Source organism: Mitsuaria sp. PDC51 (assembly GCF_900113225.1).
Lineage (GTDB): Bacteria > Pseudomonadota > Gammaproteobacteria > Burkholderiales > Burkholderiaceae_C > Roseateles.
Genome location: NZ_FOZE01000003.1, coordinates 211,984 through 236,157 on the forward strand (window position 1 = coordinate 211,984; position 24,174 = coordinate 236,157).

At 69.5% G+C, this 24,174-nt stretch carries 16 protein-coding genes; 6 read left to right on the top strand and 10 right to left on the bottom strand.

The features are described 5' to 3' along the window. The first annotated feature begins 106 nt into the window (after positions 1-106). The 3 genes from glk (at position 107) to BM393_RS21490 (ending at position 4,762) form a co-directional block, all read left to right on the top strand. Positions 107-1,117 carry a glucokinase gene (gene glk, locus BM393_RS21480; RefSeq protein WP_254783554.1) on the top strand — a complete coding sequence of 337 codons (1,011 nt, stop codon included), beginning with the start codon at positions 107-109 and terminating at the stop codon, positions 1,115-1,117. Between the two features lie 329 nt (positions 1,118-1,446). Next, complete coding sequence (locus BM393_RS21485; RefSeq protein ID WP_217648495.1) at positions 1,447-4,242, top strand: TonB-dependent receptor; 2,796 nt, start codon at positions 1,447-1,449, stop codon at positions 4,240-4,242. A gap of 169 nt (positions 4,243-4,411) precedes the next feature. Next, the gene (locus tag BM393_RS21490; protein ID WP_175538459.1) at positions 4,412-4,762 is read left to right on the top strand and encodes an XRE family transcriptional regulator; all 351 of its coding nucleotides are present in this window, start codon (positions 4,412-4,414) and stop codon (positions 4,760-4,762) included. Positions 4,763-4,873: 111 nt separating this feature from the next. Here BM393_RS21490 and BM393_RS21495 read toward each other — a convergent pair whose 3' ends face one another. Beyond that, the gene (locus BM393_RS21495) at positions 4,874-5,827 is read right to left on the bottom strand and encodes a glyoxylate/hydroxypyruvate reductase A (RefSeq protein ID WP_217648496.1); all 954 of its coding nucleotides are present in this window, start codon (positions 5,825-5,827) and stop codon (positions 4,874-4,876) included. 184 nt (positions 5,828-6,011) lie between these two features. Here BM393_RS21495 and BM393_RS21500 point away from each other — a divergent pair, with 184 nt between their 5' ends. Continuing rightward, complete coding sequence (locus tag BM393_RS21500; RefSeq protein WP_091732611.1) at positions 6,012-6,938, top strand: LysR family transcriptional regulator; 927 nt, start codon at positions 6,012-6,014, stop codon at positions 6,936-6,938. Between the two features lie 89 nt (positions 6,939-7,027). Here BM393_RS21500 and BM393_RS21505 read toward each other — a convergent pair whose 3' ends face one another. The 9 genes from BM393_RS21505 to BM393_RS21545 all read right to left on the bottom strand — a co-directional run bounded on the left by BM393_RS21505 (position 7,028) and on the right by BM393_RS21545 (position 19,872). Beyond that, on the bottom strand, positions 7,028-9,187 hold the full coding sequence (locus tag BM393_RS21505; protein ID WP_217648497.1) for a glycoside hydrolase family 13 protein: 2,160 nt from the start codon (positions 9,185-9,187) through the stop codon (positions 7,028-7,030). Positions 9,188-9,274: 87 nt separating this feature from the next. Further along, positions 9,275-10,177: a 2OG-Fe(II) oxygenase gene (locus tag BM393_RS21510; RefSeq protein ID WP_091732617.1), complete on the bottom strand. Its 903-nt coding sequence runs from the start codon at positions 10,175-10,177 to the stop codon at positions 9,275-9,277. 8 nt (positions 10,178-10,185) lie between these two features. Beyond that, complete coding sequence (locus BM393_RS21515; protein ID WP_217648498.1) at positions 10,186-10,848, bottom strand: hypothetical protein; 663 nt, start codon at positions 10,846-10,848, stop codon at positions 10,186-10,188. A gap of 14 nt (positions 10,849-10,862) precedes the next feature. Continuing rightward, a complete protein-coding gene (locus BM393_RS21520) occupies positions 10,863-12,275 on the bottom strand; it encodes a cytochrome-c peroxidase (RefSeq protein WP_091732624.1) in 1,413 nt (470 codons plus the stop codon). A 17-nt stretch (positions 12,276-12,292) separates the two neighbouring features. After that, a complete protein-coding gene (locus BM393_RS21525; RefSeq protein WP_091732628.1) occupies positions 12,293-14,590 on the bottom strand; it encodes a phosphoesterase in 2,298 nt (765 codons plus the stop codon). Positions 14,591-15,001: 411 nt separating this feature from the next. Continuing rightward, on the bottom strand, positions 15,002-15,892 hold the full coding sequence (gene malG / locus BM393_RS21530; protein ID WP_091732632.1) for a maltose ABC transporter permease MalG: 891 nt from the start codon (positions 15,890-15,892) through the stop codon (positions 15,002-15,004). A 13-nt stretch (positions 15,893-15,905) separates the two neighbouring features. Then, positions 15,906-17,570 carry a maltose ABC transporter permease MalF gene (malF, locus tag BM393_RS21535; protein ID WP_091732635.1) on the bottom strand — a complete coding sequence of 555 codons (1,665 nt, stop codon included), beginning with the start codon at positions 17,568-17,570 and terminating at the stop codon, positions 15,906-15,908. Continuing rightward, the gene (gene malE, locus BM393_RS21540) at positions 17,567-18,775 is read right to left on the bottom strand and encodes a maltose/maltodextrin ABC transporter substrate-binding protein MalE (RefSeq protein WP_091732638.1); all 1,209 of its coding nucleotides are present in this window, start codon (positions 18,773-18,775) and stop codon (positions 17,567-17,569) included. Before malE ends, malF begins: the two co-directional genes overlap by 4 nt. After that, positions 18,772-19,872: an ABC transporter ATP-binding protein gene (locus tag BM393_RS21545; protein WP_091732643.1), complete on the bottom strand. Its 1,101-nt coding sequence runs from the start codon at positions 19,870-19,872 to the stop codon at positions 18,772-18,774. The genes malE and BM393_RS21545 overlap by 4 nt, the downstream gene beginning before the upstream one ends. 310 nt (positions 19,873-20,182) lie before the next feature. Here BM393_RS21545 and glgX point away from each other — a divergent pair, with 310 nt between their 5' ends. Together glgX and malQ are read left to right on the top strand one after the other, a co-directional pair. Further along, positions 20,183-22,507 carry a glycogen debranching protein GlgX gene (gene glgX / locus BM393_RS21550; protein WP_091732647.1) on the top strand — a complete coding sequence of 775 codons (2,325 nt, stop codon included), beginning with the start codon at positions 20,183-20,185 and terminating at the stop codon, positions 22,505-22,507. Then, positions 22,504-24,027, top strand: a complete 1,524-nt coding sequence (gene malQ / locus BM393_RS21555) for a 4-alpha-glucanotransferase (RefSeq protein ID WP_091732651.1) — start codon at positions 22,504-22,506, stop codon at positions 24,025-24,027. The genes glgX and malQ overlap by 4 nt, the downstream gene beginning before the upstream one ends. The last annotated feature ends 147 nt before the right edge of the window (positions 24,028-24,174 follow it).

Below are 24,174 nucleotides of genomic sequence, written 5' to 3' on the forward strand. Positions count from 1 at the left end.
TGCGATTGCTGTAGTTTTGCTACCTTGCGCGGATTCCGCCTCCGAGGCGGCCTCCGGCGCACCTTTGGGGTGCGCCTCAACAAGCCGAACAAGCAGGACAAGCACAGTGCAAGCAGATCAGGGTGTGGCGACGACGGGCGCCGCGGGGTATCCGTGGCTGGTGGCGGACATCGGCGGCAGCAATGCCCGCTTCGCGTGGGTCGACGGCCCCGGCAAGTCGGTCGAGCATGTGCGCAAGCTGCCGGTCGCTCAATATGAATCGCTGCGCGCGGCGGCCGAGGCCTATCTGAAGGAACTCGCCGGTCTGGGCATTCAGGCGCGGCCCCGGCGGGCGTCGCTGGCGCTGGCGACCGCGATCAAGAGCGACCGCATCGAGCTGACCAACAGCCACTGGACCTTCTCCCGGAGCCAGCTGCAGGCCGACCTCGGCCTGGACGAGCTGCGGCTGCTGAACGACTTCGAGGCGCTGGCGCTGTCGCTGCCTGGCCTGCGGCCGGACCAGGTGGCCGCGGTCCCGGGACCCGCGCTGACGACGCCGCGCGGCACGCTGGCGGTGATCGGGCCTGGCACCGGGCTGGGCGTCGGCGGCGTGATCGAGACCTCGGGCGGCTGGATCGCGCTGCCGGGCGAGGGCGGTCACATGACGCTGGCGCCGACCAATGACTATGAAAGCGAACTGCTCGCCGTCGCGCGGCGCGAGTTCCCGCATGTGTCGGCCGAGCGCTTCCTGTCGGGCATCGGCCTGCCGACGCTGCATGCCGCGGTCGCGACCGTGGCGGGCCAGCCGCCGGCGCAGCGCCTGACCGCGGAGCAGATCGTGGAGCGGGCACTGGGGGGCGACGAGATCTGCGCGCGGACGATGACGCAGTTCAGCGCCTTCCTGGGCAGCTTCGCCGGCAGCGTCGCGCTGGCGCTGGGCGCGCGCGGCGGCGTCTACATCGGTGGCGGCATCGTGCCGCGCCTGGGGGATCGCTTCTTCGAGTCGCCGTTCCGCGAGCGCTTCGAGGCCAAGGGACGCTTCGCCTCCTACCTGGCGGCCGTTCCCTGCGTGTTGATCACCGACACCCTGACCGCGCTGGCCGGCGCCGCCTTCGCGCTGGAGCAGTCGGTGCGCTGAGGAAGCGTCGTGCTGTAGTACAGCTACATCACCAAGCCAAAACGGCGACCCGCGCGGTCGCCGTTTTTCATTTCCGTTGCTCATTTTGCGGCTTTATCGGTGGAAACCCGCAGCTTATTCGTCGTTTTCACACCATAAATCGGCCAACTCAATAGCGCCAGGGTTTGCGAGAACTAGGTGGGTGATCTAGTTTTAGTACAGAATTCTTTCCGAACAAGGGGTTCCGTGGTCCCTGCAACGTGAACTTCCCGGTCGCAGTGCCCCGCAGGACGAGCCAGCGAGCGCCAGAAGACGCTCGAGCGCAGCCAGAGCTACAGGAGACAAACCCAATGAAGACATCGCACGCCCCCCGCGAGCTGTTCCGTGTGCAGCCGGTCGCCGCCGGCTGCCTGGTGACGCTGGCCCTGATGGCCGGCGCCGCCCAGGCGCAGCAGGCCCAGACCGAAACGGACAAGGAAGCCGCCGCCAAGGCCGCGGCCGACAAGACGCTGGAGACGGTGACCGTCACCGGCATCCGCCGCGGCATCGAGGCCGCCATCTCGGTCAAGAAGAACGCCGACGCGATCGTCGAGGCCGTCTCCGCCGAGGACATCGGCAAGCTGCCCGACGTGTCGATCGCCGAGTCCATCGCGCGCCTGCCCGGCCTGTCGGCGCAGCGCGTCGCGGGGCGCGCGCAGGTGATCTCGGTGCGCGGCCTGTCGCCCGATTTCGCGACCACGCTGCTCAACGGACGCGAACTGGTCTCCACCGGCGACAACCGCAGCGTCGAGTTCGACCAGTACCCGTCGGAACTGCTCAGCGCCGTGGTGGTCTACAAGACGCCGGAAGCGGGGCTGGTCGGCCAGGGCCTGTCGGGCACGATCGACATGCAGACGGTCCGCCCGCTGAATTTCAGCAACCGCGTGGTGACGCTGAATGCCCGCGGCCAGCGCAACTCGCTGGGCAAGGCGGCCGACGCCAGCGCCACCGGCAACCGCCTGAGCGCCAGCTACATCGACCAGTTCGCCAACCGCAGCATCGGCGTGTCGCTGGGTTATGCGCACCAGGAGACGCCGGTCCAGGAAGAGCAGGTCGGCTTCTACGAGCCCTGGGACCAGACGGGCCGCACCGGCCTGCCGGCGGGCACCTACAACTCCGGCGGCATCAAGGCGTTGCGCCGCACCGGCAAGAGCGAACGCGACGCGCTGATGGGCACGATCGAGTTCCGTCCGAGCCAGAACTGGACCAGCGTCGTCGACGGCTTCTGGACCAAGGCCAAGCAGGTCGACACCGCCAACCAGTTCGAGATGAACCTGGGCTGGAACGGCAACAACCCGCCGGCCGGCCTGAACTGGTCGAACCCCACCGTCAACGACAACGGCACGCAGACGGGCGGCACGCTGCTGAACGCCTATCCGCTGGTGCGCGGCATGTACAACAAGCGCGACGACAAGATCGTCGCCGCGGGCTGGAACAACAAGCTGAAGTTCGAGAGCGGCCTGTCGCTGACGGCTGACGTGAACTACTCGCGCGCCACCCGCAACGAGCTGAGCCTGGAGAACAACACGCAGCTGGCGCGGGCCTCCGCGACCGACTGGCCGCTGGACAACGTGGGCCTGGCCTTCCGCACCGGCGGCTTCTCGCAGATCGTGCCGGGGCTGCGCAACTATTCGGACCCGACCCAGCTGCTGCTGCAGAACACGATCTACGGCTCCGGCTACGGCAAGGTGCCCAGCGTCAAGGACGAGCTGACCGGCTTCAAGCTGGTGGGCAACCTGCCGGCGCCCGACTTCGCCTCCGGGCTGTTCTCCGACTTCGAGGCGGGCCTGAACTACGCGGACCGCTCGAAGAAGAAGCGCCAGCCGGAAGGCAACATCAACGTCGGCGCGCAGGGCGACACCGCGATCGCGCCGGACCTGCAATACCGCCCGGTGGACCTGAGCTTCGCCGGCCTGGGACTGATCCCGGCCTGGAACGTGCCGGGCGCGGTCGGCCGCTACATGACCTTCGCGCCGACGGAGACGGCCAGCTACCTGATCCCCAAGGCCTGGCAGGTCAAGGAGAAGACGACCACCGCCTTCCTGAAGGGCAACCTGGACGCGACCACCTTCGGCGTGCCGATGCGCGGCAACATCGGGCTGCAGGTCGTGCGCACCGACCAGTCCTCGCAGTCCAACTACTGGGACGCGACGCTCAACAACAACGCGGGCGGCGTGAAGCCGATCGAGGGCGGCAAGACCTACACCGACTACCTGCCCTCGATGAACCTGTCGTGGAGCCTGCCGGGCGAGCAGACGGTGCGCTTCGCGCTGGCCAAGCAGATGGCGCGTCCGCGCGTGGAGCAGATGAACGCGGGCCTGGAGTTCGGCGTCAACGGCACGACCGGCAGGCCGGGCGCCACGGGCGGCAACCCGACGCTGAATCCGTGGCGTGCCAACGCCGTCGACCTGTCGTGGGAGAAGTACTTCGGCAACAAGGCCTACGTGGCGGCGGCCGCCTACTACAAGGACCTGCGCAGCTACATCTACAAGCAGACGGTGGATGGCTACGACTTCTCGCGTTTCGTCGTCGACTACGTGCCGCAGCCGGGCCAGCCGCCGGCGCAGCTGACCGGCGATTTCACCGCCCCGTACAACGGGAAGGGTGGTCAGCTCAAGGGCCTGGAACTGACGGCGTCGCTGCCGCTCAACCTGGTGAGCCCGATGCTGAACGGCTTCGGCATCGTCGCCAGCGCGACCTTCAACGACAGCAACATCTCGATCAAGGATCCGGACAGCGCGAGCAGCGTGGGCAGCGGGCCGATCTCGCTGCCGGGCCTGTCCAAGCGGGTCTACAACCTGACCGCGTACTACGAGGCCAACGGCTTCGAGTTCCGGATCAGCCAGCGCAAGCGGTCCGACTTCATCGGCGAGATCGGCAACTTCAACGGTTCGCGCACGCTGCGCTACGTGGTGGGCGAGAGCATCGTCGACGCGCAGATCGGCTACAACTTCACCGAAGGTCCGCTGAAGGGGCTGGGGCTGCTGGCGCAGGTCAACAACCTGACCGACGAGGCCTACCGCACCTACGCGCAGACCAAGGACCGCCCGCTGGAGTACATCAAGTGGGGCCGCACCTTCCTGCTGGGGGCGACCTACAAGTTCTGATGGCCCGCTGAAGCCACCGGGCCGAGCCCGGTGGGCCGAGTGATGCAGCCCCGCACGGCGAGAGCCGGCGGGGATTTTTGGTTTCAACAAACATAGATGTTGGTAAATCCAACGTTGTACTAATATCTATGTCATGCCAAAGAGACCAGCCGCGATCGAGCAGATGCCCATGGCCGTGCTCGCGCACCTGCGCGAACTGGGCGAAAACCTGTCTTTGGCGCGCAAGCGAAGACAGGAGCCGCTGAAGTCGTGGGCCCGGCGGATCGGCGTTTCTGAACCCACGCTGATGCGCATGGAGAAGGGCGACCCGACGGTGTCGATGGCGGTCTACGCGACGGCGCTGTGGCTGATGGGGCGCGACGCGGCCCTGCCGGACCTCGCGGCGCCGGAGCATGATCGCGGCGCGCTGGCGCAGGCTGTGCGGGTCGCCCGTCAGCGGGCGGTGAAGCGCCGAACGACGATCGATGAGCGACTCGCCGCCGGCAGCGACGGCCAGGCGAAGCCGGGAGAGGACGCATGACGATGGATAAAGGCCTGTCCAGTACATCAAGTGGGGCCGCACCTTCCTGCTGGGGGCGACCTACAAGTTCTGATCGCCGAAATATCTCTTAGCCGCTCTCCTGCAGGCGGCTCAGTACCCCACGAGCCGGTCCACCTCGTCGAGCAGCGGCTGCCCGTTCGCGAGCCGCCGCAGGTTCTCGATGAATTGCTCGACGACCGGACCCACGGAGGGCTGGGCCGCGATGTGCGGCGTGACAAGCAGGCGGGGGTGGCGCCACAGCGGGCTGTCGGGCGGCAGCGGCTCCGTGGCGAAGACGTCCAGCGCGGCGCCGCTCAGGTGGCCCTCGTTCACGAGGGCGAGCAGATCGTCCTCGACGAGGATGCCACCGCGCGCCACGTTGATCACGAAGCTGCCGGGAGGCAGCATCGCCAGGCGTGACCGGTCCAGGAGACGGGCGGTCTGCGGGGTGCCAGGAAGCAGGCACACCAGGAAATCAGAGCGGCCGAGGAAGGCCGCCATGCCGGCCTCCCCAACGAAAACCGGCACGCGCGCGGCGCGTGCATCCGAGCGGGTCCAGCCGATGACCTTGAAGCCGAGCGCGGCGACCACATCGGCCACGACGCCGCCGATCGAGCCCAGCCCCATGATCCCCACCGTGACCTGGCGCGCGTCGGGCACCGGCAGGCGCTTCCATTCGCCGGCGGCGTGCTGCCGTTCCATGATGGGCAACGAGCGGAACTGACGCAGGACCTGCAGGGCGACGAATTGGGCCATGCTCAGGCCCAGCCCCGGCTCGACCGCGCGGGTGACCCTGACGTGCGCGGGAAGGTCCGGCGCGGCGAGCAGGCCATCGGCCCCGGCGCCGACGGAGGCCGCGAGCTGCAGGTTGGGCAGCCGCGGTGCGATCCCGGCCGGAAGCTTGAAGGCGAAGAGGGCGGTGATGTCGGGGTCGGCCTGCGGGCCGAGCTCGGTGACGATCTCGAGATCCGGCGCGCGGGCGCGCAGCGCCTCGTAGCGGGCGGTGACGAAGTCCGACGTCAGCAGCATCAGAACCTTTGGCGGGCGTGCGGGGAGCTTGCTCATGCGGGAGTGGCTTGCGTTCTTTCGTGAATGAACCTGGTCGGCCTCGGTAGGAGTGCTCTGGCATGGGGGCGCCGGCGGCGCGCCTCCTTCACTCGGGCCAATACTGGGCGACCGCGGAGCGATTGCAGCGCAGCGGGATAAATAGGGGAAGTTAAACTATCAAATCGGTTAATAGTCCAAGCTTATGAATATAAGTACGCGGCAGCTCCAGGCCTTTCTCGCCGTCGCGCGACTGGGCAGCTTCACGCGCGCTGCCGAGGAGATCTTTGTCACCCAGCCCGGGCTCAGCCTGATGCTCAAGGATCTGGAGGCCCAGGTGGGCGGGCGTCTCTTCGATCGCACCACGCGGTCGGTCAGCCTGACCCCGGCCGGTGAGCTGCTGCTGCCCACGGTGCGCGGCATGCTGGCGGACTGGGAGCGCGCCACCACCGGCATCGGGCGGCTCTCGGCAGAGGCCGAGCAGCAGGTGACGCTGGCAGCGACACCGCTCATCGCCACCAGCGTGCTGCCGCGCTGGCTTCAGGACTTCCACCAGGCACAGCCAGGCGTCCGCGTGCAGGTCGCTGACCTCGACCGCCGGGACATCCTGCTGGGCATCGAGGCGGGCGAGATCGATCTTGGCCTGGGCGCGTTCTTCAAGCCGGCGGTCGGCATCGAGCGCCAGTTGCTGGCGACTTTTCCGATGGTCCGCGTGGGTGCCCGTCCGCTCAAGGGGAGCGGCCGGAAGGCCGGCAACGGGCGGACGCTGCGCTGGTCCGCGCTGGCGGACGACCACCTGCTCACGCTGCCTGTCGACAACCCGATCCAGAAGCTCGCGGATGCGCAGTTGCGTCGCCTTGGCCTGGCGCCCACGCGTGGTGGGGCGCTGCAGAACATCCAGGCCATGATCGCCATGGTGGAAGCGGGACACGGCGTGGCCACCTTGCCGGCGTTCGTGGCACCGGCCTGCGCGCGCTACCAGGTGGCGATACAGACGCTCGTCGAGCCGTCGGTGTCCGTCGACTTCTTCGTCGTCAGCAAGAAGGGGCGCCAGAAGACCGCGCTCGCAGCCACGCTGATCGATTCGCTGGGTGTCCTCTTTCGGACCATCGCCGAGTCCCCGCCTGCCTGATCAGAGGCGCCCTGTGCGCCCTGTGCGCCCCGTGCGCCAATCACCCGGCGGAGCGCGCCGCGCTGCTTGAACTCAATCCCCGGCCGGACTCAATCGCCCACCAGCACCCGCCCGCTCAGCGGGCCGATCTCGATCAGCAACTGGCCGTTGCCCGCCGCCTTCATCGGCGCGCCGGGCGTCAGCGCGTCGATGAAGGGCGTGGCGCGCAGCGCCGGCGGCAGCGCGAGGGTCACCCGCATCGGCTCGGTGGCGTTGTTCATCGCCACGATCGCGCTGCGGCGGCCGTCCTGGCGCAGCAGCACGATCACGTGCTCGTCCAGCCACAGCGGCGCGGACAGGCTGCCGTGCCGCAGCACCGGCTGCGATTGCCGCAGGCCGACCAGGCGCTTGACCTGCGCGCGCAGCGCCAGGTCCGGCTGCCCGCCTTCGTCGGCCCAGGGGTAGGGCGCGCGGTTGTACGGGTCCTCGCCGCCGCCAAGGCCCACCTCGTCGCCGTAATAGATCGTCGGCGCGCCCGGGTAGCTCATCTGGAAGAACATCGCCAGCAGCAGGCGCTGCTTGCCGTCGGCGACCTTCTCCGGCGGGCTGTCGTCGCGCACGCCGAAGTGATGCAGCGCGCGCGGCTGGTCGTGCGAGGACAGCAGCGTCATGGACGCGAACAGCGCCTGCGGCGGATAGGACTCGCGCAGCAGCTCCAGGTTCTGGTAGGCGCGCTCCGCGCTGACGCCGGCCGCGAAGTCCAGCACGGCATTGCGGAAGATGTAGTTCATCGTCGCGTCGAAGGTGTCGCCGAGGAAGAACTTGCTGGCGTCGAACCAGGTCTCCGCGATCGTCAGCGCCTCCGGCTGGTGACGCTTGACCGCGATGCGCCAGGCGCGCCAGAAATCGTCCGGCACCCAGGGCGCGACGTCCATGCGCCAGCCCGCCGCGCCGCGGTCCAGCCAGAACTGCATCACGCCGTCCCGGCCGAAGGCGTAGTCGCGGAAGGCGCGGCTGGACTTGTCCAGCTCGGGCAGGTCCTTGATGCCGATCCAGGCGGCGTACTGGTCGTCGGGCTTGGGCCGGGAGAGGTCGAAGCGGAACCAGCTCGCATAGGGCGAGGCCGGGTTGGCCTTGCCGTTGTCGAAGGCGCCGCCGGCCGGGAAGTTGCCGAAGCGGTTGAAGTAGGGCGAGTCCGCGCCGACGTGGTTCAGCGAGGTGTCCGGGATCACGCGCAGGCCGCGCTTGCCGGCCTCGCTGGTCAGGCGCTGGAAGTCGTCGTTGCTGCCGAAGGCGGGATCGATGCGCTTGTAGTCGCCGGTGTCGTACTTGTGATTGCTGGCGGCCTGGAAGACCGGCGTCAGGTACAGCGCGTTGACGCCCAGCTCGCGCAGGTCATCGAGCTTGTCGATGAGGCCGGCCAGGTCGCCGCCGAAGAAGTCGTTGTTGTAGACCGCGTCCGAGCCGTCGCCGCTGCCCGGCTTGTACGGGCGGTCCAGCCAGCGCGGATGGCGCTCGATGCCGTGGTCCTGGTACCGGGCCTGGCCGACCTTCGGATCGTTGGAGGTGTCGCCGTTGCGGAAGCGCTCGGGGAAGACGTAGTAGTAGATGAGGTCGCGCGCGAAGCCGGGGACGGCGAAGTCGGAGGCGTGGATGGTCTGGCGATAGCGGCGGATCGAGAACGGCCCCTTGGCATCGGGGCCCTCGGGCAGCCGCGCGATGCTGGCCGGCCCCATCGAGCCCTTCTCCTTGGTCCAGTGGATCGGGTCGGCGTTGTTCTGGACGACGTAGCGGGCACCGTCGATCGTGGCGATGAAGTAGTAGCCGTAGACGCCCGGCGCGCCGAAGCGGTGGCGGGCCTTCCAGCGCTCGCGGCCCTCGGCGGTGCCGGCCTTGTGCAGCGGCACGCGCGCCTCCTCGGCATAGGCGATCAGGTCCTCGTTGCCCTCGACGCGGCGGCGCTCGACGACCAGCTCGAGCTTCTCGACGCCGGGCAGCGCGGTCAGCTGGAACTCGATCCAGGTCTTGGCCGGCTGCGCGCCGAAGGGCGTCTTGAAGGCGGCGAGGCGCGAGTCGTAGCGCAGGCTTGCCGCGACGGCGCCCAGCGACGCGGCGCAGGCGCCCGAAGCGCTCGGCGTGGGCATCGCTGGAGGTGGGCCGGCCTCGTCGGCCCGCGCGGCCAGCGCCGGCCCGGTGGCGTACAGCGTGGCCGCCAGGCCGGTCAGCAGCGCGGCGGGGAGGGACGCGAGCGGCGCGCGTCGGCGTGGCAATGAGGCGTGCATGGCCGGGAACGCTACCTCGGATTCGAGGCGAGAGCCCTCGGGGTCAGCCCTTCTTCGGGCTTGCGTCCCTCCGGCCTACGCGCTCACGAACGGGCGCTCCCGCATCCAGGTCGTCGCGACCCATTTCTCGCCCTGGACAACGGCCGCGCTGGCGTGCAGCGAGGCGTGGTCCAGTTGCCCTTGGGCATTGGTGTATTCGAAGTAGACGGCGTGGCCGCGCTGCGGCGACACCGCCCAGCCGACCGCCGGGAAGACCGTCTCGCCGCCGGCGGGCACGTCGTTCAGGTAGGTCACCAAGGTGCTGACGCGCTGGCCGCTGCGATCGATCGAGGCCCGGTTGGCCGGGTTGGACGGCACGAGGAAGTCGTAGTGGGGCGCGCTGCCGGCGCCTGGCGGGTAGTGCAGGACCTGCAGGCCTTCGGCGTGCGCGACCGGGAGGTTCATCAGCTCGGCCAGGCGCTGCTCCAGGCGCGCGATCAGCGGCGTCTCGGCGCGCCGGAAGAACATGCCGAAGCTGCTGCGCAAGCCGCTCACCACGTCGCGACCGGTGTGCGGATCGACGAGCGTCGAGGGCCGCAGTCGCGGGCGCGCCAGCGCGATGAGCTGCTCGCATTCATCGGCATCGATCACGCCGTTCAGCACCGCCAGCAGCGGCTGTGCCGCGCGCGCGGCGACGCGCACGAGGCGGTCATGCGTCGCGATCGAGGTGCCTGGACGCAGGCGCGGCTCGCCATGGCGATATGGCGGCAGCGGCGTGCCGCCCGGCGCCGCGGGCGTGGGCAGCGCGACCTGATCCACCGGCATCGGCGCGTGGCCGTGGCGCGCGCGGACGAAGCCGTCGACGATCGCCTGCGCGGCCTCCGGCGCGATGGCGCGCTCACGCAGCGCGTGGCACAGCTCATCGGGCGACGCGCCGTCGTCCAGATGTCGACGGACCCAATCGCCCAGGGCCGAAGGAAAGCGCACGACGCTCGTCATGGCGGCGCTCAGGGCAGGTCCACCGCCACCCAGCCGGTCGCCGTCGGCCGGAACCGCTCCTGCAACTGCGCGCTGCCCGCTCCGCGGATCACCTGGGCGACGACGGGGAAGACCCGCTGCACCTCGGCGTCCGCGGTCCAGGGCGCGGCCTTCACCTGGTAGGTGTAGCTGACCGTCGCGAGCCGGTCCCGGCCTTCGCCGGCCAGTTCCCAATGGACGACCCGGTCCAGGCTCAGCCTGGCCGCGCAGAAGTCGCCGACCGTCTGCCGGCCGCCACCCGGCGTGGCTCGCTCCCGCGTCAGGTAGAACTGCCGGCCCGCCTCGGTCAGCGCATAACGGCGGACCTTCATGCGGTGCGGCATCTCCTGATCGTCCTTGACATCGACGTCGGCGACCGTCGAGCTCGCCAGCCCCAGTCGCTCCAGGACCGGCAGTTGCAGCGCGTTGCGCGCGCCGGTGTCGATCTCGTGCTGCGTCAGGTCGATGGGCCAGTCGGTCTTGGCCAGGCACAGGTCACCGCGCTGGGCGAGGTAGTCCTTCAGCGCCGCGGCGAACTGGTCCGAGGACGGTGCCACCGAGCGCGTGCATCCGCTGAGCGCGTTCAGGACGAGCGCGCTCGCGATCAGACCGATGGACACGGCAGTGCGGCGCAAGAGGAAGGCGTTGGTCATGGGGAAGCGACGCATCACGACATGCAGGCGCCCGGCTTGGGCGGCTCGGCCGGCTGCACGTCCTTGTCGTTGAGCGTGTTGAGGAAGCAGAGGAGGTCGGCGATGTCCTGCTCGGACATCGGCGGCTTGCTGTGGGCGGGACGGCCGTCCAGCGGCATCTGCGTGTCGATGTTGCCGACGAAGCGCGCGGGCAGGTCGTCGAACTTGCGCACCTGGCCGCCGACGTACTGCGTGGTGATCAGGCCGTAGCCCGGGAAGTCCGGATCGGGCGTGGCCTTGGCCTGGCCGCCGACGGTGGGGTACCAGAGCTCCGGCATCGTGTCGCGCGTGTTGTAGAAGCGGATCGTCTGCTCGAGCGAATGGAAGATGCCGTTGTGGAAGAAGCTGCGCCGCGAAGCGACGTTGCGCAGCGTGGGCGACTTGAACATGCCGCAGAAGCGGTTGCCCGGCGTCGGCGGGTGATCGGTGCGGGCCGGGCCGCACAGGCCGAGGTCGACGTAGCCCGGGTCCGCGTTCACGGGCAGCGCCGCGTTGCGCGGCACGCCGATGGCCTCGTAGGAGAAGTCGGTGAAGAGCGCCGTGCTGCCGTTCAGGCCGGCGCCCTGGTAGTGGCACGACGCGCAGTTGCCGCCGTTCGGATCGGCGAAGACCTTCAGCCCGCGGGCCTCGGCCGGCGTGAGCACGCCGCCGATCTTGTTGCCGATGTAGAGGTCGAACTTGCTGGAGTAGGGATGGAAGCTGACGTCCTCGAGCTGGAAGGCCTGCAGCGCCTGGCCCGCGGCGGCGAAGGCGCGGTCCACGTCGTCGAAGACCTGCGCGCCGAAGGCCTGGCGGAACAGCGTCGCATAGGGACCCGCCTGCAACTGCTTCACGACATCGGCGCGGCTGGCATTGGCCATCTCGCGCGGATCGAGCAGCGGCAGGCCGGCCTGCTCGGCGAGCGTGGCCGCGCGGCCGTCCCAGGCGAAGCCGCCGCCGGGACCCGGCACGCTGACGCCATCGGGGTTGTCGAGCAGGTCCGCGTAGGGCGGCGTCGCGTCCTTGTAGCGCAGCGACGGCACGGCCCGCGTGCCGGTCTGGTTCATCGCCGGACCGCCCAGCTGGGCGGACAGGTCGTTGGACGGCGCATAGGCGTGCTTCGGGTCGTGGCAGGTCGAGCAGGCCATGCGGCCGGAGGCCGACAGCGAGGTGTCGAAGAACATCCTCTGGCCGACCTGCGCCGCCAGGCTCAGCGGGGTCGCCGGGTTCAGCGCCGTGCCCACGCTGTCGGAAGCGGCCGCGGTGGTGCTGGCGGACGGGCCCGCCGGCGTCGCCTCGCCGGACGGGCCGCAGGCCGCGAGCAACGCGCCCAGGCCCACGCACGCGCCGGTGCCCACGAGGGCCGCCAGCGACGCGCGGGCGGAGGAGAGGAGAGCTCGCCGTGACATCGCGCGCGTCGACGGGCTTACTTCGTCAGCGCCCAGACATTGGTCTGGACCGCGTCGGCGCCGATCTGCGCCGGCGTGTTCACGTCGGCCGACTGCTTCTGCGTATAGCTCGCCGGTGCCTGCCAGGCGTGGTTGATGGCGCGCACCGCGTCGAAGTGGGTGTCGGCGCTGCCGGCGTACTCGGGCAGGTTGAGGATGTTGGCGGCGATGAACTTCTCGGTGTACTTCGAGCGGTTCATGTAGGACGCATCCACCGCCGGGTCCGCCAGCTGGAACATGTCCTGCAGCGTGCGCACGAACGAGAAGTGGCTGTAGGCATCGCCGTCGGAGACGCCCTTGGGCGCGCCCGCCTGGTTGGTCAGGATGCCGAAGATGCTCTGGCCGTGGCCGCGGTTGCCCTTGGTGTAGTTGTTGATGCTGGCGTCCACCGTGACCGCGCCGGTCTTGGGATCGACGACCAGCGGCTTGGACACCGCGCTGTTGGAGACGTTCCAGCCACAGCAGGAATTGAAGCCCGAGGTGGCGTTGCCTTCGTCGAACATCAGCACGATCGCGACGCGCTTGGCCGGGTTCTTCCACAGCGGCGAGGCCTGGATCTTCTTCACCAGCGCGTCAACGTAGTTGTCGCCGCGCGTGATGATGTTGGCCGCCGCGGTCGGCGCCACGTTGTTGGCGACGCTGCCGCAGTCGCTGGCGGTGGCGGTGCCGCCGCCCGCCAGCTTGCCCACGACGCTGATGCCGTGCATGTCGTCGCACTGGTCGGGCACCAGGAAGTTCAGCGTGCCGACCTTGCCGCTGGCCAGGTCGGTGCCGAGCTGGTCGACGTCGTAGTTGGCGGGCATCGCATACGCGCTGCTGTTCTTCAGGTTGGCGTCCCACTGGCCGCCGCCCATGGTGCGGTTGCTGTACTTGAACTCCGGCGCGCTGCGCACGTTCTGGTAGGCCATGCCCGGGTGGTGCTTGGTCTTGTAGAGGCCGGCGGGCATCGGCAGCGTCAGCGCGGCGTTGCCGACGGCGGCGGTGTTGCCGTTGAGGGTGCCGGGCGCGTAGACGTTGTCCGCGGCGGTGACGGCGGCATCGGCGACGCTGTCGGTGCGGAAGTCCTGGCCGGGGTTCATCGACTCGCTGTAGGTGCGCCAGGTCATGCCGGCGGCCGCGATCGCGTTGAACAGGTTGGGCTTGCCGACGATGTTGTGGTTGACCGCCGCGGTCTGCGTGCAGCTGGCGTTGAAGGGCGAGCTGGCCAGGCCCGGCTGGGTCTTGTCGGGCAGCGGCAGGTCCTGGATCGCGTTCGGGCCGGTGGCGTCGCAGTTCCACTGGCTGTCGTCGGTGATGCCGAAGTCGTCGGCGCCCCCCAGCGCGGTGTAGTTGGGCTCGGACGGATTGCCGGTGGCGTAGTAGCTGGTCAGCTGGTTGCCGCTGGCCAGCAGCGCGTTGATCTTGGGCGCCCACGGCGAGCCCTTGATCGACAGCGTCGCCTTGTTCTCCAGCATCACGATGAAGAGATGGTCGTAGCGCGGGATGCCTTCGAGGTTGAAGGCCGCCTGCTGCGCCTGCGCGAAGGTGATCTTCGCGCGGGTGTCGGTCCCGCTGGGCGCGGTGGAGGCGCTGACGTTGGCGGCCCCGGCCAGGCGCGGATCGCCGCCGGGCACGGCCAGCGCGTCGGGATAGAGGTCGCCGCGGTCGAGCTTGGTGATGGCGTAGGTGAAGCGGTTGTCCAGGGCCTTGGACTCGGCCAGCATGGCGGCCTGGTCGGCGCCGCTGACGGTGTTGACGTCGGCCAGCACCTTATCGAGGGAGACGCCGATGCGGGTCGCCACGGTCTGCTTCTCGACGGCGTAGCTGCTGCCGTTGGCCTCGACCAGCCGCTGCACCTCCGAGGACAGCGGGCTGATGACGACCTGGCCGGCCTGGTCGAGGACCTGGTCCAGCGAGGCGCGCAGCACGTCGCGGCTGGCGACCTTGGCGCCGGTGGCGGAGACGGTGGCGTCGGTGCCGATGTCGGCGATCAGCGCGGCATTGGCCGGCACGGTCAGCGAGAAACGGCCCTGGGCATCGGTGACGACCGGGTGCTCGGCGGCATCGCAGACGCCGTTGCCGTCGGCGTCGACGCAGACCTTGGCGCCGACGTAGTAGGCGGGCGCCAGGGTGGGATCCGTGGCGCTGCCGGGCGTGAAGCTGGCGGCGGTGACGACGCCGCTGATCGTGACGCTGGGCGTCGACGGGCCGTCGTTGTCGGAACCGCAGGCGGCCAGGATGGCGGCGGCGATCAGGGTGAGCGAGGCGTTCAGCGCGGTGGATTTGCTGGGTCGCATGGGGCGTCCTGGAGTGGTGGCGATGGCGGATTCGAGCGGTCCGGGCAGGGGCCGGCTCGAAACGCGGCGCACTCTAGGAATCACGCATGACGGATCCGTGTCACCCGGCGTCAAGGACGCGTGAGAACTCAGGCGCCATCGGGCCTAGCGCGTTTCGCAAAGTTTGGTGAAGCGGCGCGAAGGGGCGGATTGGCTCGTGGCTCGCACGCGGCTTGGCGCGAGCGCAACGCCTTGGCGGCGAGTGGAGGCTTCGTGTCGCGGGTCCGCGCATCACGCCCGGACCGAGCGCTCAAGGCGTCTCTTGCAGCCCCACCGGGAGCGCGATGTTCACCGTTCTGGACAAAATGCGCTGCGCATGTCCAGAACGGTGAACACGATGCCGGCAGACGCGCTGACGGCGCGTCGCGCCCGTCAGCCCTTCACCCCGCCCGCCGTCAACCCCGACACGATCCAGCGCTGCGCCAGCAGGAACACCGCCGTGATCGGCAGGCCCGACAGCACCGCCGCGGCGGCGAAGTCGCCCCACAGGAAGCGCTGGTCGTGCAGGTAGTACTTTGAGCCCACCGCCAGGGTCAGGTTGGACTCCTCGCGCAGCAGCACCGACGCGACCGGGTATTCGATGATGCAGCCGATGAAGGCCAGCACGAACACCACCATCAGGATCGGCACCGCCATCGGCAGCAGCACCAGCCGGAAGGCCTGCCAGTGCGACGCGCCGTCGACCTTGGCGTTCTCCTCGATCTCGACCGGGATGGTCTCGAAGTAGCCCTTGATGGTCCAGATGTGCGTCGCCACGCCGCCCAGGTAGGCCACGATCACGCCGGCGTGCGTCTCGATGCCCAGCCAGGGCACGAAGCTGCCGATGGTCTCGAAGATCGCGTAGATCGCCACCAGCGCCAGCACCGGCGGGAACATCTGCAGCAGCAGCATGCTGTTCAGGATGCCGCCCTTGAACGGGAACCGCAGCCGCGCGAAACCGTAGGCCGCCGTCGTCGAGATGCCCACGATGAGCAGCGCCGAGATCGTCGCCACCTTGATCGAGTTCCACAGCCAGGTCAGCACCGGGAACGGGGGCTGCACCAGCGAGCCATCCGCCGCCTGGTACGGAATGCCCAGCGCCAGCTGCCAGTGCTCCAGACTGATCGTCGTGGGGATCAGGCTGCCCGTGGCGAAGTTGCCCGGCCGCAGCGAGATCGACACCACCGCCAGCAGCGGGAACAGCGTCACCGCCAGGAAAACCCACAGCAGCGCATGCGCCGCGACGACGCGCCAGCGCGCCTGCTTGCCTCGAACGATCGCCATGGTCCGGGCGTCCTTATGAGTTGGCCTTGCGCATGAGGCGCAGATTCAGCAACGACATCCCCGCGACGAGGATGAAGATCAGCGTCGAGATCGCCGCCGCCAGGCCGAAGTCCGTGCCCGAGTCGCGGAACGCGATGCGGTAGGTGTAGCTGACCAGGATGTCGGTCTGGCCCGCCGGGATCTTGGTCGACAGGTAGTCGGGCCGCCCATCGGTCAGCAGCGCGATCAGCACGAAGTTGTTGAAGTTGAACGCGAAGGCCGACACCAGCAGCGGCGACAGCGGCTTGATGATCAGCGGCGCGGTGATCTTGAAGAAGTTGGTCAGCGGCCCCGCGCCCGCGAGCGCCGAGGCCTCGTACAGGTCCGAGGGAATCGCCTTCAGCAGCCCGGTGCACAGGATCATGATGTACGGGTAGCCCAGCCACACGTTGACGATCAGCAGCATCGTCCGCGCCAGCGCGGGGTCCGCGAACCAGGCCGGACGCACGCCGAAGAGCGCGTCCAGGATCGCGTTGATCTCGCCGAAGTTCTGGTTGAACAGGCCCTTGAACACGAGGATCGAGATGAAGCCCGGCACCGCGTAGGGCAGGAACAGCAGCGTGCGGTAGGTCGTGCGGTAGCGCAGGTCCTCCCAGTTCAGCAGCACCGCCAGCATCATCCCGATCGCGGTGGCGAAGACCACCGTCAGCAGCGAGAACACCACCGTCCAGCCGAAGATCGACAGGAAGGGGCCGCGGAACTCGGCATCGAACACCATGCGCCGGTAGTTCTGCGCGCCCACCATCACCTTATAGCCGGGCGCCAGGTGCGTGCCCGCGGCCGCGCCCTGGCCTTCGTAGTAGCCGGTGGTCGCGTCGGGGCGGAAGAGCGCGCCGTCGGCTACGCGCTTGATCGCGCCGTCGGGCTGCTCCACGAAGTGGGGGCGGATCGGCCCGAACTCGCGCAGGCCGAGGTAGCGCAGCGTCGACGCCTCGCCCACGCCGCCGGTGGCCGCGGTGCCGCCGGCCTGGCCCGGCAGGCGCAGCCGCAGCTGCGCGAGCGCCAGCCGGTGCGCGACGAGCTCCTTCAGCGTGAGCGCGGTGCCCAGCGTCGCGTCGGCCGGGCCGACGGCCTGCATCGCGACGTCCACCGGCTTGCCCGCCTGCCGCAGCGCCAGCGGCGGCGAGACGAATTGCGCGGCACCGCTGGCCGGGTCGCGCAGCACGATCCGGAAGTCGCCGCCCGCGCCGTGCACGCTGTAGTCGCGCACCTCGTCCAGCACCGTGTCGTGCTGGTCCAGCAGGAACTCGCGCACGCGCTCCTGGCTCAGCAGGTGGGCCGACGAGTAGTTGGTGAAGCCGATCTGCGTCGTGAACGCGAGCGGAAAGGCGATGAACAGCAGCATCCCGGCCACGCCGGGGAAGAGATAGCGGTAGGCGAAGCCGGCCTTCGACAGGTAGACGGCGAAGCCCGCGCCGGCCAGCAGCAGCACGCCGAGCGCCCAGCTGGTCAGCCCCGCGGCGTACAGCATGAACACGAGGTAGAGCGCGGCCAGCGCGATGGCGGCGATCGTCGGCCAGTAGAACGCGCGGCCCAGCCGCTCCAGCGCGCCGGGCGGCTGGCGGGTGTAGGCCTCGGCCAGCGGCGAGCCGGGCAGGGCGGCGGACAGGGCCGCGGAGGAGGCGGTCGTGGCGTTCATTGCTTGAGCAGCATCCGGCCCGAGGCGCCGTCCAGCGCGTCCTTGGGGCTTTGCAGGCCGTTGGTGATGGCTTCCAGCGCCGCGTCCATCGCGGTCCAGAAGCGGCCCACCTCGGGGATGTTGGGAATGGCCTCGCCAGCGCGGGCGTTCTCCATGCTGGCGCGGATCAGCGGATTCACCGACAGCGCCTGGTAGAAGGCCTTGTTGGCCGGCACGCCGATGGGCACGTCGGCGTCGAGCACCTTCAGCGACTCGGGTCGCATCAGGTGGCGCTCGATGAACTCGCGCGCGAGGTCCTTGTTCTTCGACGGCGCCGAGATCATGCAGCCCAGCACTCCGACGAAGGGCTTGGACGGCTTGCCCGGGATCACCGCGGGGATCGGCGCGACGCCGATGTCGATGCCGGCCTTGCGCGCGTTCTCCCAGGCCCAGGGGCCGGAGATCATCATCGCGATCTCGCCGCGCGCGAAGCTCGATTCCATCTCGGAATAGCGCGCGCCGCGCGGCATCACGCCCTCCTGGATGAGGCGCTCCAGCATGCGGCCGGCAGCCAGCGCGCCCTCGTTGTTCACCGCCACCTGGCCGGCGTCGAAATCGCCCTGGGCGTCACGGCCGAAGATCACGCCGCCGGCGCCGGCGAACATCGGCCAGGTGAAGAAGCTCTTGTTGTAGTCCCACAGGATCGCGTGCTTGCCGCGCTGGCGCAGCGTCTTGTCCAGCGCGATCAGCGCGTCCCAGGTCGCCGGCGCTTGCGCGACCAGCGCCTTGTTGTAGATCAGGCCGGTGGTCTCGATCGCGATCGGGTAGCCCCAGTAGCGGCCCTGATAGCGGAACGCCTGCCAGGCTGTGCTCTCGACCTCGTCGAACAGCGCCTTGCGCGGCTGCACCGGCGTCAGCAGGCCGGCCTTGGCCCATTCGCCGACGCGGTCATGCGGCCAGCAGAAGACGTCCGGTCCCTTGCCGGCGCCGGCCGCCTGGGTGTACTTCTCGGGCGCGTCGACCGGATGCTCGACGACGACTTTCACGCCCGATTCGCGCTCGAAGGCGTCGCCGACCTTCTGCAGCCCGTTGTAGGCCTTATCGCCGTTGATCCAGACCAGCAGCTTGGGCTGCGTCTGCGCGGCGGCCTGCTTGCAGCCGCCGAGCAGCGCGACCGCCGCGAGCGCGGCCGCGGCCAGCGTCATGCGCGATGCCGGCGCGGTCATGCCGCGGCCCCGAGCCGCTTGAACGCCAGGCCCTGCGCGTCGAAGAGGTAGCAGAGGTCGGGCGGCAGATGCAGCTGCAGCGTGTCGCCGGAGCGCACGCGCTTGCGGCCGTCGAATTCGCAGGTCAGCGCCTCCTCGACGCCGGGATAGGCGCAGTACGCATGCGTGACGCCGCCCAGCGACTCGACGAAGGTCACCGTGCTCGAGATCAGGTTGGCATCGCCGCCGACCTCGAAGTGCTCGGGCCGCAGGCCCAGCGTGACCTTGTCGCCGGCCTTGGCGCGCGAGGCGTCCACGTGGGCGCGGATGGTCGCGCCGTCGCTCAGCCGCAGCACCGCGTGATCGGCCGCGGCGCTGACGAGCTCGGCCTCGATGAAGTTCATCCTCGGGCTGCCGATGAAGCCGGCGACGAAGAGGTTGTCCGGATGCTCGTACAGCTCCAGCGGCGTGCCGACCTGCTCGATCTTCCCGGCGCTCAGCACCACGATGCGGTCGGCCAGCGTCATCGCCTCGACCTGGTCGTGGGTGACGTAGACCATCGTCGTCTTCAGGTCCTCGTGCAGCTTGGCGAATTCATAACGCATGCGCACGCGCAGCGCGGCGTCGAGGTTGGACAGCGGCTCGTCGAAGAGGAAGACCTCGGGCTTGCGCACGATCGCGCGGCCGATGGCCACGCGCTGGCGCTGCCCGCCCGACAGGTCCTTGGGCTTGCGCTCGAGCAGGTGCTCGATGTGCAGGATGCGCGCGGCGTAGCGCACCGCGCGGTCGATCTCGTCCTTGGGCACCTTGGCCAGCTTCAACCCGAACGCCATGTTGTCGTACAGGTTCATGTGGGGGTAGAGCGCGTAGCTCTGGAACACCATCGCGATGCCGCGCTCGGCCGGCGGCACGTCGTTGACCAGGCGCCCGCCGATGCGCATCTCGCCGCCGGTGATGTCTTCCAGCCCCGCGATCGTGCGCAGCAGCGTCGACTTGCCGCAGCCCGACGGGCCGACGAAGACCATGAACTCGCCGTCCCGGATCTCCAGGTCGATGCCATGCAGGATCTTGGTCTCGCCATAGGCCTTGACCACGCTGTGCAGCTTCACGTCCGCCACTTGGATACCTCCGCGCGCGCCCGGGGAGGGCGCCGCCTGTCTCGTTCGTTGGTGTCGATCGATCGTCCGTCGCCGCGACCGCGCAGCGGCGAAGGAGCGAACGATGTTTGTAGAGAATATACATGGCGGATTGACGATTCACAACGCGGCTACACCCGTGCAATCGCCGTCGAATCGCGTTAAATCAATGGCTTAGGTCGAATATCGGGATAACCCGATGTAGTGAAACTACAGAAACTCTAAGCGTCTGACGGATACTTCGCTCCATGACGAGCGCCTCCGTCGGCGCCACTGCTTTCCGATGAATCGAATGAGCGATGCTTCCGCCCTCTCCGCGGTTACCGGCCTGCCCGCGATCCCAGCCGCGGTCGAGCCCGGCCGCCACGAACCCCTGGGCGTCACCGTCCGCGACGGCGGCGTCAACATCGCCGTGTTCTCGGCCCATGCGACGCGCGTCGAGTTCTGCCTGTTCGACGACACCGGCACGCGGGAGCTCTCGCGCCATGCGCTGGAGGGCCCGGTGGACGGGCTCTGGACCGGCTTCCTGGCCGGCGTCGCGCCGGGCCGCCTCTATGGCTTGCGCGCGCACGGCCCGCATGCGCCGCGCGAGGGCCACCGCTTCAACCCCGCCAAGCTGCTGCTCGATCCTTATGCGCGCGAGATCGTCGGCGAGTTCCGCAACCTCCCCGAGGATCACGGGTATCCCTTCGGTCATCCGGACGGTCCCTTCGCGCTGGATGAGCGCGACAACGGCGCCACGGCGCTGAAGGCTCGCGTGGCCGCGCCGCTGGCAGGTCCCAGTCCGCGCGCCAATGCGCCGCGCCGCGCACCGCGCGACGTCGTGCTCTACGAGGTGCATGTCAAGGGCTTCTCGATGCGCCATCCCGGCATCCCCGAGGCGCTGCGCGGCAGCTACGCGGCGCTCGCGCATCCGGTGGCCATCGCGCACTTCCAGCGCCTGGGCGTGACCACGCTGTCGCTGCTGCCGGTGCAATTCGCCGTCGACGAACCGCACCTGTCCGGCACCGGCCTGCGCAACTATTGGGGCTACAACACGCTGGGCTTCTTCGCGCCCGATCCGCGACTGGCCAGCGCCGCGGTGCGCCACGACCCGAGCGCCGTCGTGGCCGAGTTCCGCGCCATGGTCCACGCGCTGCACGAGGCTGGGCTCGAGGTGGTGCTCGACGTCGTCTACAACCACACGCCCGAGGGCAACGAGTGGGGGCCGACGCTGTCGCTGCGCGGGCTGGACCAGAAGAGCTATTACCGGCTGCAGCCCGACGATCCGTCGCGGATGGAGAACCTGACCGCCTGCGGCAACACCGTCCGGGTCGAACATCCGCGCGTGACGCAGCTGGTGCTGGACTCGCTGCGCCACTGGGTCGGCGAGATGGGCGTCGACGGCTTCCGTTTCGACCTCGCGCCGGTGCTGGGCCGCACCGCCGAGGGCCACGATCCGCGGTCGGCCTTCTACGCCGCGCTGCGCCAGGACCCGCTGCTGGCGCAGGTGCACCTGATCGCCGAGCCCTGGGACGCGGGACCGCAGGGCTACCAGCTCGGGCGCTTCCCGGGCCGCTTCATGGAGTGGAATGACAAGTTCCGCGACGCGGCCCGCGGCTTCTGGCTCGGCCACGGGCCGGAGGGCCGGCGCATCGACCGCGCCGAATTCGCGCGCCGCTTCAGCGCTTCGCGTGATGTCTTCGACCCGACGCCGCCAACGAATGGCGGCGGCGCGCGCTCGCCGCTGGCATCGATCAACTTCCTGGCGGTACACGACGGCTACACGCTGGCCGACCTGGTCAGCCACTCGCGCAAGCACAACGAGGCCAATGGCGAGGACAACCGCGACGGCCGCGACGGCGAGCTGTGCGGCAACTTCGGCGTCGAAGGCCCGACTGACGATCCCGCGATCCGCGACACCCGCGAGCGCGTGCGCCGCGCGATGCTCGCGACGCTGCTGCTGTCGCAGGGGACGCCGATGCTGTATTCGGGCGACGAGTTCGGCAACGGGCAGGGCGGCAACAACAACGCCTACTGCCAGGACAACCCGATCGGCTGGCTGGACTGGCCCGCGGCCGACGAGTCGCTGATCGCCTACACCGCCGCGCTGACGCGGCTGCGCCGCGATCATGCGCTGCTGCGCCACGCGCGGTGGTTCCCGTCGCCGCAGGGCGAGGCGCGCGGCGGCGGCGATGATGGCGAGGTCGAAGCGCCGGGGCAGCCGACGCTGCGCTGGTTCGACGCCACGGGCCATGAGATGCGCGAGCAGGATTGGCGAGTCGACGGCCGCACGGCGCTGGCGGCGGCGCTGGGCGATGGCGAAGATCGCCTGCTGCTGATGGTCAACCCGGACGCCAGCCCGACGCCGTTCACGCTGCCGGCGGCGGGCGACATCGACATCGACGGTCCCAGTGACGGTGACAGTGACGGCGCTGGCGGCTGGACCCTGCTGCTGGACAGCAGCGGCGAGACGCCGACGGGCCATCGCGGCGAAGATGCCGTGACGGTCCCGGCTCGCGCGTTGATGCTGTGGGGACGGCCGCGCACGAATGCCGCATCGACCTCCCAGGCGCACATCGACACCGACACCCGATCCAATTCCACGAACACCCTCTCGAGCGACACGACACCATGACGATCGACCTTCACCAGCGCCAGTCCGGCGTCCTGCTGCACATCACCTCGCTGCCCGGCCCCAACGGCATCGGCGACTTCGGCCCCGAGGCCTATCGCTTCGTCGACTGGCTGCAGTCCGCCGGCCAGTCGATCTGGCAGTGGCTGCCGAGCACGCCGATCGGCCCCGGCGAGAGCCCGTACCAGGGCGTCTCGGCCTTCGCCGGCAGCCCGTGGATGGTGGCGCTGGAGCCGCTGGTCGCGCGCGGCTGGCTGGCGCAGCCGGCGGCGCCCGAGGGCGGCTTCGACGACCGGCGCGTCGACTACGGCCGCGTGCTGCCCTGGCGCGAGCAGCAGCTGCGCGCGGCGGCGGCGGGTTTCTTCGCGCGGGCGTCGGCCGACGACCGCGCCTCCTACGAGTTGTGGTGCGCCTCCCAGCGCGACTGGCTGGACGACTACGCGCTCTTCATGGCGACCCGCTCGTCGCGAGGCGGCCAGCCCTGGTGGGCGTGGCCGCGCGACCTGGCGGCCCGCGAGCCGCGCGCGTTGGCCGCGGCGCGCGAGCAGTACGCGGACGAGGTTGGCTTCTGGCAGTTCGTGCAATGGTGCTTCGACACCCAGGTCGGCGCGCTCAAGGCCTATGCCAATGAACGCGGCGTCCACATCATGGGCGACCTGCCGATCTTCGTCGCCCACGACAGCGCCGACTGCTGGGCGCGCCCCGACCTGTACGAGCTGGACGAGCAGTTCCAGACCACCGTCGTGGCCGGTGTGCCGCCCGATGCGATGTCGGTCACCGGACAGCGCTGGGGCAATCCGATGTACCGCTGGGACAAGATGGCCCATGAGCACTTCGCCTGGTGGACCGCGCGGGTCAAGCGCATGCTCAGCTCGGCCGACGTCTTCCGCATCGACCACTTCCGCGGCTTCGCCGCCTATTACGAGATCCCCGGCGACAGCCCCGACGCCACCCGCGGCGTCTGGAAGACCGGTCCCGGCAAGGCGCTGTTCGATGCGATCGCCAAGTCGCTGGGCGAGCTGCCCATCGTCGCGGAGGACCTGGGCTTCATCACGCCCGACGTGCACGAGCTGCGCGACGCGCTGAACTACCCGGGCATGAAGATCCTGCAGTTCGGCTTCGGCGGCGACGGCGGTCACGAGTTCCTGCCGCACAACTGGCCGCGCGCGGCCGTCTGCTACACCGGGACCCACGACAACGACACGGTGCGCGGCTGGTGGAACCAGGCCAGCGCCCATGAGCGCGCCTTCGCCGCCGCCTACCTGCCGGCCGGCGACCAGGACATCCACTGGGCCATGATCCGCGCCTGCGCGAACTCGGTGGCGAGCGTGGCGGTCTATCCGCTGCAGGACGTGCTGGGCCTGGGCAGCGAACACCGCATGAACATTCCCGGCACCCTCGGCGGCAACTGGGAGTGGCGCTTCACCTGGGACATGGTCGGCGCCGAGCCGGGCCGGCTGCTGGCGCAGATCTCGGCCACCAGCGGGAGATCCCCGATTGCCGGCGCCCGGCTGCCGGAGTGAAATGCTCTGAAACCGCTTTCATAGGGGAAACGAGAGCGGCGGTCCCGGGGCTCGCGCCCTAGGATCGGATTCGCGTGAGACAACGTTGTCATCGACCGGCCGGGCAAGCGCACCGGACGGCGGACAACGCGCGAGGACGCCAGGAGC

Bases quoted from the DNA above. Each gene is read 5' to 3' on its own strand.
- BM393_RS21485 (WP_217648495.1), top strand. From the start codon at position 1,447: ATGAAGACATCGCACGCCCCCCGCGAGCTGTTCCGTGTGCAGCCGGTC.
- BM393_RS21490 (WP_175538459.1), top strand. From the start codon at position 4,412: ATGGCCGTGCTCGCGCACCTGCGCGAACTGGGCGAAAACCTGTCTTTG.
- BM393_RS21495 (WP_217648496.1), bottom strand. From the start codon at position 5,827: ATGAGCAAGCTCCCCGCACGCCCGCCAAAGGTTCTGATGCTGCTGACG.
- BM393_RS21500 (WP_091732611.1), top strand. From the start codon at position 6,012: ATGAATATAAGTACGCGGCAGCTCCAGGCCTTTCTCGCCGTCGCGCGA.
- BM393_RS21510 (WP_091732617.1), bottom strand. From the start codon at position 10,177: ATGACGAGCGTCGTGCGCTTTCCTTCGGCCCTGGGCGATTGGGTCCGT.
- BM393_RS21515 (WP_217648498.1), bottom strand. From the start codon at position 10,848: ATGACCAACGCCTTCCTCTTGCGCCGCACTGCCGTGTCCATCGGTCTG.
- BM393_RS21520 (WP_091732624.1), bottom strand. From the start codon at position 12,275: ATGTCACGGCGAGCTCTCCTCTCCTCCGCCCGCGCGTCGCTGGCGGCC.
- BM393_RS21525 (WP_091732628.1), bottom strand. From the start codon at position 14,590: ATGCGACCCAGCAAATCCACCGCGCTGAACGCCTCGCTCACCCTGATC.
- malG (WP_091732632.1), bottom strand. From the start codon at position 15,892: ATGGCGATCGTTCGAGGCAAGCAGGCGCGCTGGCGCGTCGTCGCGGCG.
- malF (WP_091732635.1), bottom strand. From the start codon at position 17,570: ATGAACGCCACGACCGCCTCCTCCGCGGCCCTGTCCGCCGCCCTGCCC.
- malE (WP_091732638.1), bottom strand. From the start codon at position 18,775: ATGACCGCGCCGGCATCGCGCATGACGCTGGCCGCGGCCGCGCTCGCG.
- glgX (WP_091732647.1), top strand. From the start codon at position 20,183: ATGAGCGATGCTTCCGCCCTCTCCGCGGTTACCGGCCTGCCCGCGATC.
- malQ (WP_091732651.1), top strand. From the start codon at position 22,504: ATGACGATCGACCTTCACCAGCGCCAGTCCGGCGTCCTGCTGCACATC.